This window comes from Hallella colorans (assembly GCF_003096815.1).
Classification (GTDB): domain Bacteria; phylum Bacteroidota; class Bacteroidia; order Bacteroidales; family Bacteroidaceae; genus Prevotella; species Prevotella colorans.
In genome coordinates, this window is sequence record NZ_QENY01000008.1 from 76,274 (window position 1) to 90,918 (window position 14,645).

The 14,645-nt window shown below is 46.9% G+C and carries 13 protein-coding genes and 2 tRNA genes; 11 read left to right on the forward strand and 4 right to left on the reverse strand.

Annotated features, from left to right (window positions below; translation table 11 throughout):
• The first annotated feature begins 86 nt into the window (after window positions 1-86).
• The 8 genes from dut to C7379_RS05585 all read left to right on the forward strand — a co-directional run bounded on the left by dut (window position 87) and on the right by C7379_RS05585 (window position 9,552).
• Window positions 87-524 (forward strand): dUTP diphosphatase, encoded by a 438-nt coding sequence (gene dut / locus C7379_RS05545; protein ID WP_116616374.1) that lies wholly within the window; start codon window positions 87-89, stop codon window positions 522-524.
• Window positions 525-566: 42 nt separating this feature from the next.
• The gene (locus C7379_RS05550) at window positions 567-2,315 is read left to right on the forward strand and encodes a tetratricopeptide repeat protein (protein ID WP_243406721.1); all 1,749 of its coding nucleotides are present in this window, start codon (window positions 567-569) and stop codon (window positions 2,313-2,315) included.
• Window positions 2,312-3,199: a lipoprotein insertase outer membrane protein LolB1 gene (gene lolB1 / locus C7379_RS05555; RefSeq protein WP_116616375.1), complete on the forward strand. Its 888-nt coding sequence runs from the start codon at window positions 2,312-2,314 to the stop codon at window positions 3,197-3,199. Before C7379_RS05550 ends, lolB1 begins: the two co-directional genes overlap by 4 nt.
• A complete protein-coding gene (locus C7379_RS05560; protein ID WP_116616376.1) occupies window positions 3,199-4,935 on the forward strand; it encodes a peptidoglycan DD-metalloendopeptidase family protein in 1,737 nt (578 codons plus the stop codon). The genes lolB1 and C7379_RS05560 overlap by 1 nt, the downstream gene beginning before the upstream one ends.
• Window positions 4,936-5,802: 867 nt before the next feature.
• A complete protein-coding gene (locus tag C7379_RS05570; RefSeq protein WP_116616378.1) occupies window positions 5,803-7,611 on the forward strand; it encodes an AMP-dependent synthetase/ligase in 1,809 nt (602 codons plus the stop codon).
• An 83-nt stretch (window positions 7,612-7,694) separates the two neighbouring features.
• Window positions 7,695-8,828, forward strand: a complete 1,134-nt coding sequence (gene prfB, locus C7379_RS05575; RefSeq protein WP_116616379.1) for a peptide chain release factor 2 — start codon at window positions 7,695-7,697, stop codon at window positions 8,826-8,828.
• 38 nt (window positions 8,829-8,866) lie between these two features.
• On the forward strand, window positions 8,867-9,055 hold the full coding sequence (locus tag C7379_RS05580) for a hypothetical protein (protein ID WP_116616380.1): 189 nt from the start codon (window positions 8,867-8,869) through the stop codon (window positions 9,053-9,055).
• A complete protein-coding gene (locus C7379_RS05585; protein ID WP_116616381.1) occupies window positions 9,052-9,552 on the forward strand; it encodes a CYTH domain-containing protein in 501 nt (166 codons plus the stop codon). The genes C7379_RS05580 and C7379_RS05585 overlap by 4 nt, the downstream gene beginning before the upstream one ends.
• Here C7379_RS05585 and C7379_RS05590 read toward each other — a convergent pair.
• Entirely contained in the window at window positions 9,503-9,901 is a 399-nt protein-coding gene (locus C7379_RS05590) for a VanZ family protein (RefSeq protein WP_165815031.1), read from the reverse strand. The genes C7379_RS05585 and C7379_RS05590 overlap by 50 nt on opposite strands.
• Window positions 9,902-10,174: 273 nt before the next feature.
• On the opposite strand from C7379_RS05590, the gene C7379_RS05595 reads away from it, so the two are divergent.
• Window positions 10,175-11,068: a ComEA family DNA-binding protein gene (locus C7379_RS05595; RefSeq protein WP_116616382.1), complete on the forward strand. Its 894-nt coding sequence runs from the start codon at window positions 10,175-10,177 to the stop codon at window positions 11,066-11,068.
• Window positions 11,069-11,081: 13 nt separating this feature from the next.
• On the forward strand, window positions 11,082-11,558 hold the full coding sequence (locus C7379_RS05600; protein WP_165815032.1) for a DUF4252 domain-containing protein: 477 nt from the start codon (window positions 11,082-11,084) through the stop codon (window positions 11,556-11,558).
• Between the two features lie 111 nt (window positions 11,559-11,669).
• Here C7379_RS05600 and C7379_RS05605 read toward each other — a convergent pair.
• A tRNA-Pro gene (locus C7379_RS05605) sits at window positions 11,670-11,745 on the reverse strand.
• 148 nt (window positions 11,746-11,893) lie between these two features.
• Here C7379_RS05605 and C7379_RS05610 point away from each other — a divergent pair.
• Window positions 11,894-11,966, forward strand: a tRNA-Phe gene (locus C7379_RS05610).
• Window positions 11,967-12,023: 57 nt separating this feature from the next.
• Here the strand turns inward: C7379_RS05610 and C7379_RS05615 are convergent.
• Window positions 12,024-13,346 carry a UDP-N-acetylmuramoyl-tripeptide--D-alanyl-D-alanine ligase gene (locus tag C7379_RS05615; RefSeq protein ID WP_116616416.1) on the reverse strand — a complete coding sequence of 441 codons (1,323 nt, stop codon included), beginning with the start codon at window positions 13,344-13,346 and terminating at the stop codon, window positions 12,024-12,026.
• Window positions 13,347-13,466: 120 nt separating this feature from the next.
• Window positions 13,467-14,510, reverse strand: a complete 1,044-nt coding sequence (locus tag C7379_RS05620) for a sugar kinase (protein ID WP_165815033.1) — start codon at window positions 14,508-14,510, stop codon at window positions 13,467-13,469.
• Between the last annotated feature and the right edge of the window lie 135 nt (window positions 14,511-14,645).

Genomic DNA, 14,645 nt, shown 5'->3' on the forward strand with positions numbered 1-14,645 from the left:
AAAGTTACGTTTAATTTTCTGTTTTCGGTCTTTTTAATATTTAAAATGTAATAATGTGGTTATAATTGTTTATATTTGCACCCTATATGGTAAAAATTAAAGTTGTCAACAAGGGGCACCAGTTGCTTCCCCGATATGCCACAGCGCAAAGTGCGGGTATGGATTTGAGGGCTAATCTTGACGCACCTATCGTGTTGAGACCAATGCAAAGACAGTTGGTGCCAACTGGATTGCATATCGCTTTGGCCGATGGTTATGAGGCTCAAGTGCGCCCAAGAAGTGGATTGGCCCTGAAACACGGCATCACCGTGCTCAATACGCCTGGCACTATCGACGCCGATTATCGTGGAGAGGTTAAAGTTTTGCTCGTGAATTTTTCTGACGAGGAGTTTGTTATCAACGACGGCGAGCGTATAGCGCAAATGGTGATAGCGCGCTATGAGCAGGCCTCTTTTGAGCAAGTGGACGAGCTTGACGAAACAGGTCGAGGCTCTGGAGGATATGGTCATACGGGGATAAAATAACAATTGCAGATGGTCGGAATGTGCAAACAATTCACGTTATACATGGTCGCCATTTTTATGGCCATGACATGGGCTATGCCCTCGCACCTATATGCCAATGAGGGGAGAGCCAAAAACGCGAAGACACAAAAAGCATCGCGCAAACTAAGCTATTCGGACAGTTTGCGTTACAAATATTTTTTCCTTGAGGCTGTACGGCAACAAAATGCCGGACACTATGCGGCGGCATTCGATTTGTTAGGGCATTGTCTTGAGATAGACTCTTTGGCGGCCGAGGCTTACTTCTTACAGGCGCGGTATTTCTCGCAGCTTCGCCAAGACAGCGTCGCGCTAAAACGTTTGGAAATGGCCGCTCAATTGCGCCCCGAGAATAGCACATATCAAGAGAAATTAGCTCAATATTATATAGGACTGAGCGATTATGCCAAAGCAGTCAAAGTTTACGAGCGATTAAGCGAGACGCAGCGAGATCGCAGCGACGTGATGAACATCCTCGTCCAACTATACCAACAGCAGAAAGATTACGACAAAATGCTCCATGCCATCGACAGATTGGAGCAAATAGAGGGCGAGAACGAACAATTCGCTTTGGCTCGTATGCGTGTGTACGAACTGAAAAACGATACCAAAAAGGCTTACCAAACATTGAAAACTTTGGCCGACACGCATCCCAACGACCTTACTTATACAATTATGTTAGGCAATTGGCTCTTGCAAAACAAGAAGCCCCAAAAAGCGTTCAAGTTGTTTGACACCGCGCTAAAAGCGGAGCCTGACAATGTTTACGCGCAAAGCTCGATGTATGATTACTATCGAATGAATGGGGAAAAAGAACAAGCCAAGGCGATGATGGAACGTATCTTGTTGGGAAAAAACACCCCGAAAGAAACTCGTGTGCAGTTTTTGCGGCAAGTCATTCAGGAAAATGAGCAACAAGGAGGAGACTCCACCGTTATCCTTTCACTGTTTGATCACATGCAAAAAGAATTGCCAAAAGACTCATCGATATTAGAAATGCAAGCAGCTTATTATTCGCTCAAGAAGATGCCTCAAGAGCAAATCAATCAGATATTGACACAATTGCTCAAGCTTGCACCCGACAATGCCGCTGCGCGCTTTCAGTTAATCCAAAGTAAATGGGCCAAGCAAAATTGGAAGGAAGTGTCCGAATTAAGCGAGCCGGGCATGCTTTACAATCCTGATGAAATGGCGTTTTATTATTTCACAGGTCTTGCGCGTTACTATCAAAAAGACGACAAGGGTGCTCTTGATGCCTTTCAGCGAGGCACTGCCGAAATCAACGATAAAAGTGATCCAGCCATTGTAAGCGACTTTTACGCCATCATGGGAGAGATATACCATAACCAAGGCTATCGTGAAAAGGCATACGAGGCTTTTGATAGTTGCTTACAATGGAAGCCAGACCATGTTAACACGCTCAACAATTACGCCTATTTCCTTTCTGTTGAAGGAGGAGATCTCAAGCGAGCGGAGGCTATGAGCGCATTGGCGGTTAAGGCTGAGCCCAAAAACGCCACTTTCCTTGACACTTACGCATGGGTGCTTTACTGCCAAAACAGGTACGCTGAAGCGAAGATATACATAGACCAAGCCTTGAAAAACGATACCGACTCAGTGCTCAGCGCTGATGTTATGGACCATGCTGGAGACATATACGCCAAGGTAGGAGACATTGGCCATGCCTTGGAATACTGGCAAAAAGCCATCAAGTTGGGCGGAGATGCCAAGGCTATCAATCGGAAAATAAAACGATATACGGTGAAAAAATGAAGACAGCACGAGTTTTTTTAATTTTATCCATTCTCTTGGCGCTTGCCTCTTGCGGTACTAAGAAAGCCATGGTCAATGACAGTGGCTCGGTGATAAACAAGCCATCAAACGGCGCGACATCGATGGAGGCGCAAAAGTTAGCCTTTGTTCAAAAGGTGAGTGACCAAAAAGTTTACGCTAAAAACATTGTCGCCGACATGACCTTTACAGCTCAAACAGGAGACAAAGACATTACAGTGCCGGGAGCCATAAGGATGCGAAAAGACGAGGTCATACGCTTGCAACTGTTCATTCCGCTGCTTGGGAGCGAGGTGGGAAGATTGGAGTTCACCCCCAATTATGTACTTGTCATTGACCGACTTCACAAACAATATGTCAAAGCTGACTACAATCAATTGGATTTTTTAAAAGAGAATGGCCTGAATTTCTATTCCCTGCAAGCATTGTTTTGGAACCAATTGTTGCTCCCCGGCGCTTCAAGGATTGGTGAGGCTGACCTCCATAGATTTGACGCCAAACTCGATGGAATGGGAAAAAACGTTGATGTCACTTTGCAAAACGGCAAGATGGGCTATGTGTGGCAGGCCGATCGCGACAACGGACAAATACAAAACGCTTTGGTAACTTATGACAATGACGGGCGCGACAAGTCGGAATTGACTTGGAAGTACAGCCAGTTCAAACCTCTTGGAAGCAAGAGATTTCCAACTTTTCAAGAGTTTTCGTTCTCCACGACAGCTACCAACAAGATAAAAAAGACTATCATAAGGATTGATATGGGTACGCTTAGCACCAATGAAAAATGGAATGCTCGCACTACCATCTCACCTTCTTACAAACAAATGGACGCACGAGATATTCTCGGAAAATTACTGAATATGTAATGAGAAAAATACTGATTATTTTATTGGCATGTATTTTAGTGGTTGGCGTTGATGCCCAAACGAGAAAACAAACACGAAAAAAACACACAACAACAGCCAAGACTTCATCCAAGAACACTTCTCAAAAGAGAGGGGGTAAGAACAGAACGTATAGCAATTCTTCTATCAGGGGATTGCAAAAACAGCGTGTGTCCATTCAAAAAAAGATACGAGAGCAGGAGCAAGCGCTCCAAGCCAATAAGAAAGACGTGGAGCAACGGTTGCAACAATTGCTCATGCTGAACGGAGAAATAGACCGTCGACAAAAAAACATTGAGGAGATACGAACCGATATTCATCATATAGATGGCAATATTGGCATACTCAACACGCAGTTGTCCACACTCGAGGCACAATTGAAAGACCGGCAGGCGAGGTATATAAAATCCATGAAGTATATGGCGCGCCATCGTTCTGTACAAGACAAGTTAATGTTCATTTTCTCTGCTAAAAATTTGTACCAAATGTACCGCCGCTTGAGATTTGTGCGTGAGTACGCACAATACCAGCGCGCTCAAGGTGAGATGGTAAGAGCCAAGCAACGTGAGGTGACCAACAAGCGACAACAATTGCACCACGTGAAAGGACAAAAGAACAACCTCTTGTCAAAGGGTGAACAAGAGAAACAAAAGTTGGAAGGCAACAAAACCGAGCAACAACAGATGGTGCAAGGATTGCAAAAGCAACAGAAAACCATCCAATCGATCATTGCCGAGCAGCATAAAAGGGATGCCGCCCTTAATGCGCAGATAGACCGCTTGGTTGAGATAGAGATACAGAAAGCCCGGGCACGCGCTGAAGCCGAAGCCAAGCGCAAGGCAGCCGCGGCCGAAGCCGCCAAACGTAGAGCTGCCGAAATAGCGCGCAAGAAAGCTGCAGCCGCTGCCGCTGCTCGTGAGAACGCCCGCCGAATAGCAGAAGCCAAGGAGCGAGAGGCCAAACTGAAGGAGGAGGCCCGCAAAGCAGCTGCGGCCGAGCAAGATGCTCGTCAAGCTCGCTTGGAGGCTGCCGCGGCAGCCGAGAAAAAAGCTAAAGAGTCTGCTGTAGCCAATGAGCGAGCAGCCCAGCAAGCCGCAGCCCGGAAACTGGCTGAACAAGCTCAGCGAGCCGAGGCTATCCAACGCGCGGCTGAGGCAAAAACCGCAGCCGCCGAACAGGCAGCCCGTGAGGCCGAGTCGCAGCGTAGAGCAGCTGAGCGCAAAGAGGTGGCAGACGCCGAGAGGGCAAAGAGGGAAATAGCCGATGCCAAGGAAAACGCAGAGAACGCGCGCAAATTTTCAACCGTGGATCGGATGATGAACAGTGGATTTGAGGCTAATCGTGGCAGGTTGCCCATGCCCATTACCGGCAAATACAAGATAGTGAGTCATTTTGGACAATACAATGTAGAGGGATTGAAAGGCGTGACGCTCGACAACAAGGGTGTCAACATCATGGGTAGCAATGGTTGTCAGGCTCGCTCGGTGTACGATGGAGAGGTGAGCGCGGTTATCAGCTACGGTGGAACTATGGTTGTCATGGTGCGTCATGGCGCTTATATATCCGTGTATTGCAACCTTCGGTCGGTCTCGGTTAGCAAGGGACAGAAAGTTGGAACAGGGCAAGTGATTGGAGCTGTCGGCGCTGATAATATACTTCAATTCCAACTTCGCAAGGAGAGAGCCAAGCTAAATCCAGAAGTTTGGTTAAGAAGATAGACCCCATGTGCTTTTCTTGATAGGTGGTAGTCCATGGCTGATGGCTCAAGCCGCAAAGGCTGAATTTTATTGCTCATCTACGATTTCAAGAAGACAACAGGGCTTCACTGTCATAAAATAGTCACAAAAAAGCGATATGTAAAAATTGTCGTTTGAGAGGCGTTTTTCCCTATTCCAAGGCAATGTTGGGTCGCTCAAGTATATCACGTTTACGCTTTGTATTCACGATTAATGCTTTATGGCGTCGTGTTTAAGGCGTAAACGCAATCCGTTTCATACTTATTCGAAACACCTTTAATGCCTAATCAGCATCCGAATAGCACTCAATCGCAAGCCATTGGGAAGAGATTTTTTAGGCGAGCATGCTTTTCTGGGTGTAACATCTTGTTCTGCAGGTGCTTGATAAGATGGCTTCATTTTCGCGTATTTGCATCTACACACTTCCTTTGTTGTAAATAGGCGCGTCTTACGAGACCTATTGTAAAGTTTTTTACAATATATTTTCATCTTTCGAGTCCGACTTTTTTGGGCATTCCTCACTCTGCGTTTACTGCATGCCTATATGTAAAAAATGCCCATTTCATCGTTTGTATTTCATTTGTACATCCTGCCATCTCATCCCATGGCCAGCATTTCTCACGCACCAGTCCTCTGTCTTTGGCACCACAATTTAACTCTTTGCTCACGTATCGTTTAAATATTTGCAGATGCGCCACGCTTACAAAACACCCTCGTGGCAACGCTGTGGATATGCCACGGCAAACACAACCACCTACGATTAACGTGCACACCAAATTAAAAAAATAACGATATTCTTGTTTTCTTACATGATAAACCTTATCTTTGCATTATAATAAACTATATCGTATGCGTAGCAAACTCCACTTTTCGGTATTCGTTCACGAGCAGGCCAAGAAATATGGCTCTCGCCCAGTGTTGACATTTAGGAGCTTTGGTAATCCTACATGGAAGACCGTGTCATGGAACCAATTTTCTCTTCGGGTTAAACAGGTGAGTAACGCATTGCTTAACATTGGCGTGAAGCCCCAAGAAAACATAGCCGTCTTCTCGCAAAATTGCATACAATATTTGTACACAGACTTTGGCGCTTACGGCGTGAGGGCATGCTCTATACCGTTTTATGCCACTTGCTCGGAGCAACAAATACAGTACATGCTCAATGATGCGCAGGTGAGATTTCTTTTTGTTGGCGAGCAGGAGCAGTACGATAAGGCTCGTCGTGTGCTACCAGTTTGCCCTTCGTTGGAACGTATCATCGTCTTCGATGGCAGGGTGCGCATCAGTAGCCACGACCCCAACGCCCTTTATTTTGAGGATTTTATTAAACTTGGCGAGCAACTTCCGCGACAAACAGAATTAGACGAGCGATGGGCAGAAGCCAAGGATGAAGACATTTGCAACATTTTGTATACCAGTGGCACCACTGGCGAGAGCAAGGGTGTGATACTTACGCACGCACAATACCAAGCTGCCATGAAAGCCAATGCCGAGGTTGTGCCAGTTGGAGAAAAAGACCGTGTGATAAACTTTTTGCCCTTCGCGCACATCTTTGAGCGTGCGTGGGCATACTTGGCATTACGCCAAGGAGCGCAGTTGATCATCAATACCTATCCCCACGACATACAGCAATCCATGCGCGAGACGCATCCCACGTGCATGTCAAGCGTGCCACGGTTTTGGGAGAAGGTGTTTCAAGCCGTGAAAGACAAGATAGACCGGTCTAATGTGGTACAGCGCAAACTGTTTAACCATGCCTTGGCGGTGGGCCGCAAATATAATGTAGACTATCACGGTAACAACAAACGGGCACCTTTAAACTTGATATTGGAATACAAGATGATGAACAAGATGGTGCTTAGCTTGGTGCGCAAGGAGCTTGGTTTGGAGCGTCCGCACCTGTTCCCGACGGCTGGTGCTTACGTGTCAAAGAATGTTGAAGAGTTTGTTCATTCGGTCGGCATACCTATGGTGGTGGGCTATGGTCTCACCGAGAGTTTGGCCACGGTGTCCTGCGACCGATTTGACAAGAAGTTTACGTTAGGCTCTGTTGGCTTCCCTATCAGTGGCTTGGAAATCAAGATAGATGACAACGACGAGATATTGCTCAAGGGCCCTACTATCACCAAGGGCTACTACAATCGTGACGACCTCACGGAACAAGCCTTCGACAAGGACGGTTTCTTCCACACGGGAGACGCAGGATACATAGAGAATGGAGAACTGTTCTTAACAGAGCGTATCAAAGATCTATTCAAAACGAGCAACGGTAAATACGTGGCTCCACAAATGGTGGAGTCGTTGTTGCTGGTAGACAAGTTCGTCGACCAAGTGGCGGTGATCGCCGACCAACGTAAATTTGTCTCGGCCCTTGTCGTTCCGGCATTTAATATCGTGGAAGAGTGGGCGAGAAACCATAATATCGTATTTGAAAATCACGAGGAATTATGCGCTAACCCAGATGTGCACAACATGATGATGGAGCGCATACAAACGCTGCAACAGAGCTTGGCCTATTACGAGCAGATCAAACGGTTTGTGCTGTTGCCACATCATTTCACGATGGAAACGGGCGAACTGACCAACACTTTGAAGATGAGGCGCCCCATGATCAATAAAAAATACAAGGAGCTGATAGACCAAATGTACGAGGAATAGTTGTCATGGCCGGTGACTACAAATGGCGTTTTTAAAACACATGACATCATTTCACATCTCCTTACAAGGCAAAAACAAAGACAATGATTACATCAGATCAAGTAAAGGATATTGTGGAGCGCACGAACAAGCTCCATCACTACCTCAACATAGACCAAAAAACAGTAGAGCTGGAAGAAGAGACGCTGCGAACGCAAGCGCCCGATTTTTGGGAAGATCCCAAGAGGGCCGAGGCTCAAATGAAAAAGGTGAAGGCTATTGAGAAGTGGGTCAAAGGCTATAAAGAGGCAAAGCAGTTTGCCGATGAATTACAATTGGCTTACGACTATTACAAAGAAGAACTCGTTACAGAAGAAGAGGTGGATGCCGACTATGCCAAAGCTCTGAGAACTATTGAGAATTTGGAGTTGAAAAACATGTTGAGACAGGAGGAAGATCCCATGGACGCCGTGTTGAAAATCAATTCGGGTGCCGGTGGAACCGAAAGCCAAGACTGGGCCAATATGTTGATGCGCATGTACATGCGCTGGTGCGAGGCTCATGGATATAAATTGACTATCACCAACATGCAAGACGGCGACGAGGCGGGTATCAAAAGTGTCACCATGACAGTGGAGGGCGGTGAGTATGCCTATGGATACCTCAAGAGCGAGAATGGCGTTCACCGGTTGGTGAGAGTGTCGCCTTACAACGCTCAGGGCAAGCGCATGACGAGTTTTGCCAGCGTTTTTGTCAGTCCTTTGGTAGATGATACTATCGAGGTGTACGTAGACCCGGCGCGAGTGAGCTGGGATACGTTCCGCTCAAGTGGCGCGGGCGGCCAAAACGTGAACAAGGTGGAGTCGGGCGTGCGCCTGCGCTATCAATATGAAGACCCAGACACGGGCGAGAAAGAAGAGATATTGATAGAGAACACCGAGACACGCGACCAGCCCAAAAACAAGGCCAAAGCCATGCAATTGTTAAAAAGCCAGCTCTATGACCGTGAGCTTAAGAAGCGCATGGAGGCACAAGCCAAGATAGAGGCTGGCAAAAAGAAAATAGAATGGGGTAGCCAAATACGTAGCTACGTGTTTGACGACCGCCGTGTAAAAGACCATCGCACGAACTATCAAACATCTGATGTGGATGGCGTGATGGACGGCGATTTGGATAATTTTATCAAAGCCTACCTCATGGAATATGCCGGAGGCGAGGAAGCTCAATCACAGTACTAACAATATCTAATGTTAAACTTTCTAATTGGAAAAATATCATGAGCAAAAACAAAACAAACCCACATGAGCCTGTACGTGAGATTAACAGTATGAGCAGGGAGGTGAAACGCATGAACAGAGAGGAAAAACAGAAAATTCATGGCGCTACAATTGTGAAATGGATCTTTAGTGTTCTCATTCTTTTGGCCATACTTTACATGATATGGACCATGACTATCGTAGGATGAGTGGGCTTGAGATAGAGCGCAAGTTCTTGGTGAGAAGAGGGGGCGAATATAGGGATGTCGCCTTCTCAGCCAGCCATATCCAGCAAGGTTACATTCCTGCTATGGGTGCCACGGTGCGTGTGCGTGTGCGCGACGACCATGCTTTCTTGACCATCAAAGGTCGAAGCAAAGACGGTGGCCTGTCGCGATACGAGTTTGAGAAAGAGATCACGTTGGATGAAGCCAGGCATTTGATGAAGCTATGTCAAGGTGGAACCATCGACAAACATCGTTTCTTGGTCAATAGCGGCAACCACGTGTTTGAGGTGGATGAGTTTCATGGGGACAATGAGGGGCTTGTATTGGCAGAAGTGGAATTGTCAAATGTAGCCGAAGAGTATGAAAAACCCGATTTCATCGGGTTGGAGGTTACGGGTGACGCGCGTTTTTACAATTCCCACCTGTTAACTAATCCTTATGTCGCTTGGAAAGATACCGTGCCAGAAGAGTACCGATAGCGGCGCCCAAGAGCACGCCAAGGGCGTCGGCCAAGAAATCGTAAATATCACCACTGCGGTTGCCTCCGGTGCATGTGGCTTGCACAATCTCGATGAGACCACCCATTGCAATGGGAAGGATTACGGCGCCGACGATAATTTGTGACCACCGAATATGTTTATGCCTTTGACCGTATTCGGTCAACAAAATGGCACAAAAAACGCCATACATCACTATGTGCGTCCATTTGTCTATCATCGAAACATTGCTCAACGGAGTTTCGGGAATGGGTATAAGGCATAGCGTCCAAATGGTAACAATGACGAGACAAGAGAGCGGATAATGCCTGATGATGTTGCCTATTTTCATAATTTTGCTTACGTTTTAGGTGTAAAAGTATAGAAAAATTTACACGTGGCCAACTAATAAACAACGAAAAGAGAGATATTTGATAAAACACGCTCGCAAAATGGGAGCTGTCAATGTGTGATGACGTTTAGTATGCTTGTTGGCTTGGGTGTCAAAGATCATAGCCCTTCGCTACACATTTGATACCTACCATATAGTCAAGTCATCGTGGCTTTCAAGCTAAGTATCGAGGCTTGACATGCAGGGAGCTGTCCATTGAGTATAATTTGAGATATGAAACTGAAAGATTTTTTCTATTTCAACCGTTCAGACCGTGCGGTGTTGCTTTTCTTTCTATGTCTCGCGGTAGTTTCCATGGCATTTATCTTTATTGTTGGCGGGGATGGAGAAGACACTATTTTGGATACAGAAGACACGTTGTCACGACGAGATTTGCCCTATTCATCGTACTATTCACATGCAAATCGTCATTACATTGAGGCAGAAAACAGACAAGTGGAACGGTTTGCTTTCGATCCCAATACGGCCGATAGCACAGAGCTATTGCGATTAGGCTTGCATTACTGGCAGGTCAGAAACATATACAAATACCGCGCGGCGGGTGGCGTTTACCTTCGACCGGCCGATTTCGCCCGTCTTTATGGCCTTACACGTAAACAGTATAGAGAGCTTGAGCCTTATATACACATCAGTAGTGACTATGCCCCTGCTGCCGGCCTTTTTGCTGAGGAAAGACATGAGCGGCGTGACACTACACACCGATATCCCACAAAACTAAAAGTGGGGGAGCAGTTGGACCTCAACCTTAGTGATACCACCGCGTTGCAACGCGTACCCGGTATTGGTCCCTATTTTGCTGGCAGGATAGTGCGTTATCGCCAGAGGTTGGGAGGATTTTATAGCGCACGACAGTTGAAAGAAATAGAGGATTTTCCAGAGGAGGCCATTTTTTTCTTCCGCACAAGTAACAATATACATAAAATCAACGTCAATATGTTGAAGCTAAATGAGCTGAAGCGACATCCTTACATCAATTATTATCAAGCCAAAGCTATCATAGACTACCGCCGTTTACGCGGTCCGCTACACAGTTTGGACGAATTACGATTGCTCAAGGATTTCACCGCGGAGGATATAGCACGGCTTCAACATTATGTCATTTTTTAATAAACCAATGCTTATGAAAAAGATTTTATGGATGTTATTGCTCTTGGTTAACTTTCAGTGGGTATCGGCACAGGAGGCGCAGGCACTGATCAACGAGTTTAAAACACAGAAGAGTGCCGAGTATATGAATGTGTCCCACGCTATGATGGGAATAGCGGCTTTAAAGGTAAAAAATGATAATGTCAATGCTCTGCTAAAACAAATAAAGACGATGAAAATCTTGGAGCTTAGCGAATGTGACAAAAATGTACGCAAAAAGTTTATCGAAAAAGCTCAAAAACTTACTGCCAAGGGATACGAGGAATGCACCCGTGTACGTGACGGAGACGATAATGCGCTTATCTTGATGAAGGGCAACGACAAGGTGATAAACGAGTTGTTGGTGCTTTCAAACGATAAGAATGATTGCACTTGTGTGTTAGTGATAGGCCAAATAGACATGAATAGTTTACAGGGAGTAATCGACATGGTTGAAGTCAATGCTGACTAAGTGTATGATGATAGGCTAAACCCTCCGTGAGATAATCGAAAGCCTGTTCACAAACATGTAAAAACAAACACCAATCATACTGGACGACCAGCTTGATTGGTGTTTTTTCTTTGGTCGGGATGAGGCGACTCGAACGCCCGACCCCTACGTCCCGAACGTAGTGCGCTACCAACTGCGCTACATCCCGATAGTCAAACATAGAGCGTGGAATGACTGTCCATGCTTTCTTTGACGATGCAAAGTTACATCTTTTTTCTGAAATGTATGCATTTTTTCATGGAAATGTTTGGAGGATTAAGTAAAATGCCTTACCTTTGCAAACGCAATACAAAAGAGGTACCTTAGCTCAGGTGGTAGAGCAATGGACTGAAAATCCATGTGTCCTTGGTTCAACTCCAAGAGGTACCACTTCCTCCTTTCATTCGGCCCGGATTTCACCACGTGTGATTCCGGGCTTTTTCTAAATTACAACTCCTTTGTTAGCTCTGCGAGATGTATGCCGTTGGAGCCCTTAACAAGTATATACCATCCATTGGGTGTGTCTGTGGCGATGGCCTTTTTTACCTCATCCACATTGTTAAATTTGCGAAAGGGGCTGTCGGTCTTGCCAAATTCCTCTCCCACTAACCACACTTTGTCAAATCCAGAAACTTTGAGCATGTCGACTATCTTCTGATGTTCGACCTTGCTCACGTCGCCCAGCTCGCGCATGTCGCCAAGGATGGCCATCTTGGGTTGCGCTACATGTATGCGCTTAAAGTTGTCTATAGCTGCCGACATGCTTGTGGGATTGGCGTTGTAAGCGTCTACGATGACATGGTTTTTGGCCGTTTCCATCAGTTGGGAGCGATTGTTGGCAGGCGTGTAGCTCTCCAATGCGTGGCAGATCTGCTGTGGCGATACTCCAAAATGCAATCCTACGGCAATGGCGGCTAACATGTTATCCAAGTTGTAAGTGCCAATAAGATGTGTCGTAACCTCATAAGTGGTTTCGTCATGGAGGCTGGTGGCCATTGCGGCTGCCCATTTGAAACGCAAGAAAGGCTCACAACTCACCACCTCGCCGCGTACTTGCGCCATAGCGTCTTGGCCGTAGCTGACAATGCGCTCAAGCCCACGCTCGTGGGCCATTGCCATCAAATACTCGTTGTCGGTATTGAGAAACGTCAAGGCTTGATGAGCCTTCAGGAAATCGTATAGCTCACCTTTGGCCCTCATCACGCCCTCGAACGAGCCAAAGCCTTGCAAATGGGCGCGCCCTACATTGGTGATCAGACCACAGGTTGGCTCCACGTAGTCTACCAATTTCTTGATGTCTCCCACGTGCGAGGCCCCCATCTCCACTACTGCCATTTGATGGTCGGCGTTCAGTCGCAACAGTGTTTGGGGCACACCCACATCGTTGTTGAAGTTGCCCTCTGTGTGCATCACATTAAATTTCTCCGCCAACACCGCCGAAAGCAGTTCCTTGGTCGTGGTCTTGCCATTGGTGCCAGTTATTCCCACGACTGGAATGTGGAATTGCCTGCGATGCTCACGCGCTATCTCCTTGTAGGCCACGAGGCAATCGTCCACCACGATGAAACGGTCGTCACCATCGATAGCGTACTCCTTCTCGTCAATGATAGCGTAGCTGCAACCCTTGTCGAGCGCGGATTTGGCAAATTTGTTGCCGTCAAACGAAGTGCCTTTCAAGGCTATGAAAATACTTCCCGTGGGGCAATTTCTGCTGTCGGTGGTAATCAGGGGGTGTTGTTTGTACAAATTGTACAGTGCTTTAACATTCATATTTAATGATATTCTTTTGAGCTGCAAGATATGTATTTGGGGATATGTAGGGTTTGTCAATGTGGCAATATTGCCAGACAATTTTGCCGAAATGCCTTGATGCAAACCCCTTTGACGTCGTTATCGGTCTATTCGGCCACCTTTAGCTGTCATGTTAGCGATTATTTCGTCTTCTGTTACCAAGTTTTGGTCGCCCGAAATCGTATTTTTAAGGGCGGAGGCCGACACCGAAAATTCCAAGCACTGTCGGTCATCGCCCGGCCATCGGTGCATGGCATGGATAAAGGCCGCTACCCAAGCATCGCCCACACCCATCTGATCCACGATGGGATTGATGTCCCAAATGCGTGATGTGCGTATCTCGCCGTCCACCCATAGCACTCCTGCGTTGATGTGATGCTGAAACGATAGCTGGTTGCGATGGGCCATCAGCATGCGCCGGCAGTTGGGAAACATGCGGTGTACCTTGTCAAAATACCGACGGTAAGCGTCCAAATCGAACTGATACGAATTGTCCAGCGCGTTGAAAGGGATAGGCTCAAGGTCGGTGGCCACATACCATTCGTTTTGGTCTCCAAAAACAAAGGCGCTGTATTTCATCAGCTCTTGCGTAGCCGTTCGGGCGTCAGCGCCAGGATATTTCCACAGCGACGATCTATAATTGATGTCGCACGACAATTCTATGCCACGCTCATGGGCCATCTCCACGGCATCCATCGTCGTGTCGAGAGCGGCCTTACTTGTAGCGCATGTTATGCCGGAGCAGTGAAACAACGTGGCATCGGCGAGCACAGGCTCCCAGTTTATGTCGCCATACTCCATCGTGTTAAACGACGATCCGTCTCTGTCGTACACCACTTGTGTGCCTCGAAAAGCTGCCGAAGGTTCAAAATAGTAGGTGCCCAACCGTTTACCCCTGCGCGCCACGTGCGATACATCCAGTCCCAACTGTCGCAGGTGCATCAACGCCGCCTCGCCAAGGTTGTTGTCAGGAACGCTTGTCACATACTCCACGCGGTCGCCAAGCTGGGCCAAACTCACTGCCACGTTGGCTTCTGAGCCTCCATAATTGGCATCAAATCCACCTGTTTGGAACAACCGCTGACTGTCGTTTTTTGACAGTCGGAGTAGAATTTCTCCAAAAGTTACTACTTTCATGTTCAAAAATCGTTGCCTTCACACCATGCGTGAAGATGGTTGTGTATCAAGGTGTAGGCGTTAAAAAACGTGTCTTTCTATCGTCTGTCCTTGTTGTTAAAAAACATTCCCCTCACCTATTGTGGGTGAGGGGAGCGATGA

Bases quoted from the DNA above. Each gene is read 5' to 3' on its own strand.
- C7379_RS05550 (WP_243406721.1), top strand. From the start codon at position 567: ATGGTCGCCATTTTTATGGCCATGACATGGGCTATGCCCTCGCACCTA.
- lolB1 (WP_116616375.1), top strand. From the start codon at position 2,312: ATGAAGACAGCACGAGTTTTTTTAATTTTATCCATTCTCTTGGCGCTT.
- dut (WP_116616374.1), top strand. From the start codon at position 87: ATGGTAAAAATTAAAGTTGTCAACAAGGGGCACCAGTTGCTTCCCCGA.
- C7379_RS05580 (WP_116616380.1), top strand. From the start codon at position 8,867: ATGAGCAAAAACAAAACAAACCCACATGAGCCTGTACGTGAGATTAAC.
- C7379_RS05615 (WP_116616416.1), bottom strand. From the start codon at position 13,346: ATGAATGTTAAAGCACTGTACAATTTGTACAAACAACACCCCCTGATT.
- C7379_RS05560 (WP_116616376.1), top strand. From the start codon at position 3,199: ATGAGAAAAATACTGATTATTTTATTGGCATGTATTTTAGTGGTTGGC.
- C7379_RS05585 (WP_116616381.1), top strand. From the start codon at position 9,052: ATGAGTGGGCTTGAGATAGAGCGCAAGTTCTTGGTGAGAAGAGGGGGC.
- prfB (WP_116616379.1), top strand. From the start codon at position 7,695: ATGATTACATCAGATCAAGTAAAGGATATTGTGGAGCGCACGAACAAG.
- C7379_RS05595 (WP_116616382.1), top strand. From the start codon at position 10,175: ATGAAACTGAAAGATTTTTTCTATTTCAACCGTTCAGACCGTGCGGTG.
- C7379_RS05590 (WP_165815031.1), bottom strand. From the start codon at position 9,901: ATGAAAATAGGCAACATCATCAGGCATTATCCGCTCTCTTGTCTCGTC.
- C7379_RS05570 (WP_116616378.1), top strand. From the start codon at position 5,803: ATGCGTAGCAAACTCCACTTTTCGGTATTCGTTCACGAGCAGGCCAAG.
- C7379_RS05600 (WP_165815032.1), top strand. From the start codon at position 11,082: ATGAAAAAGATTTTATGGATGTTATTGCTCTTGGTTAACTTTCAGTGG.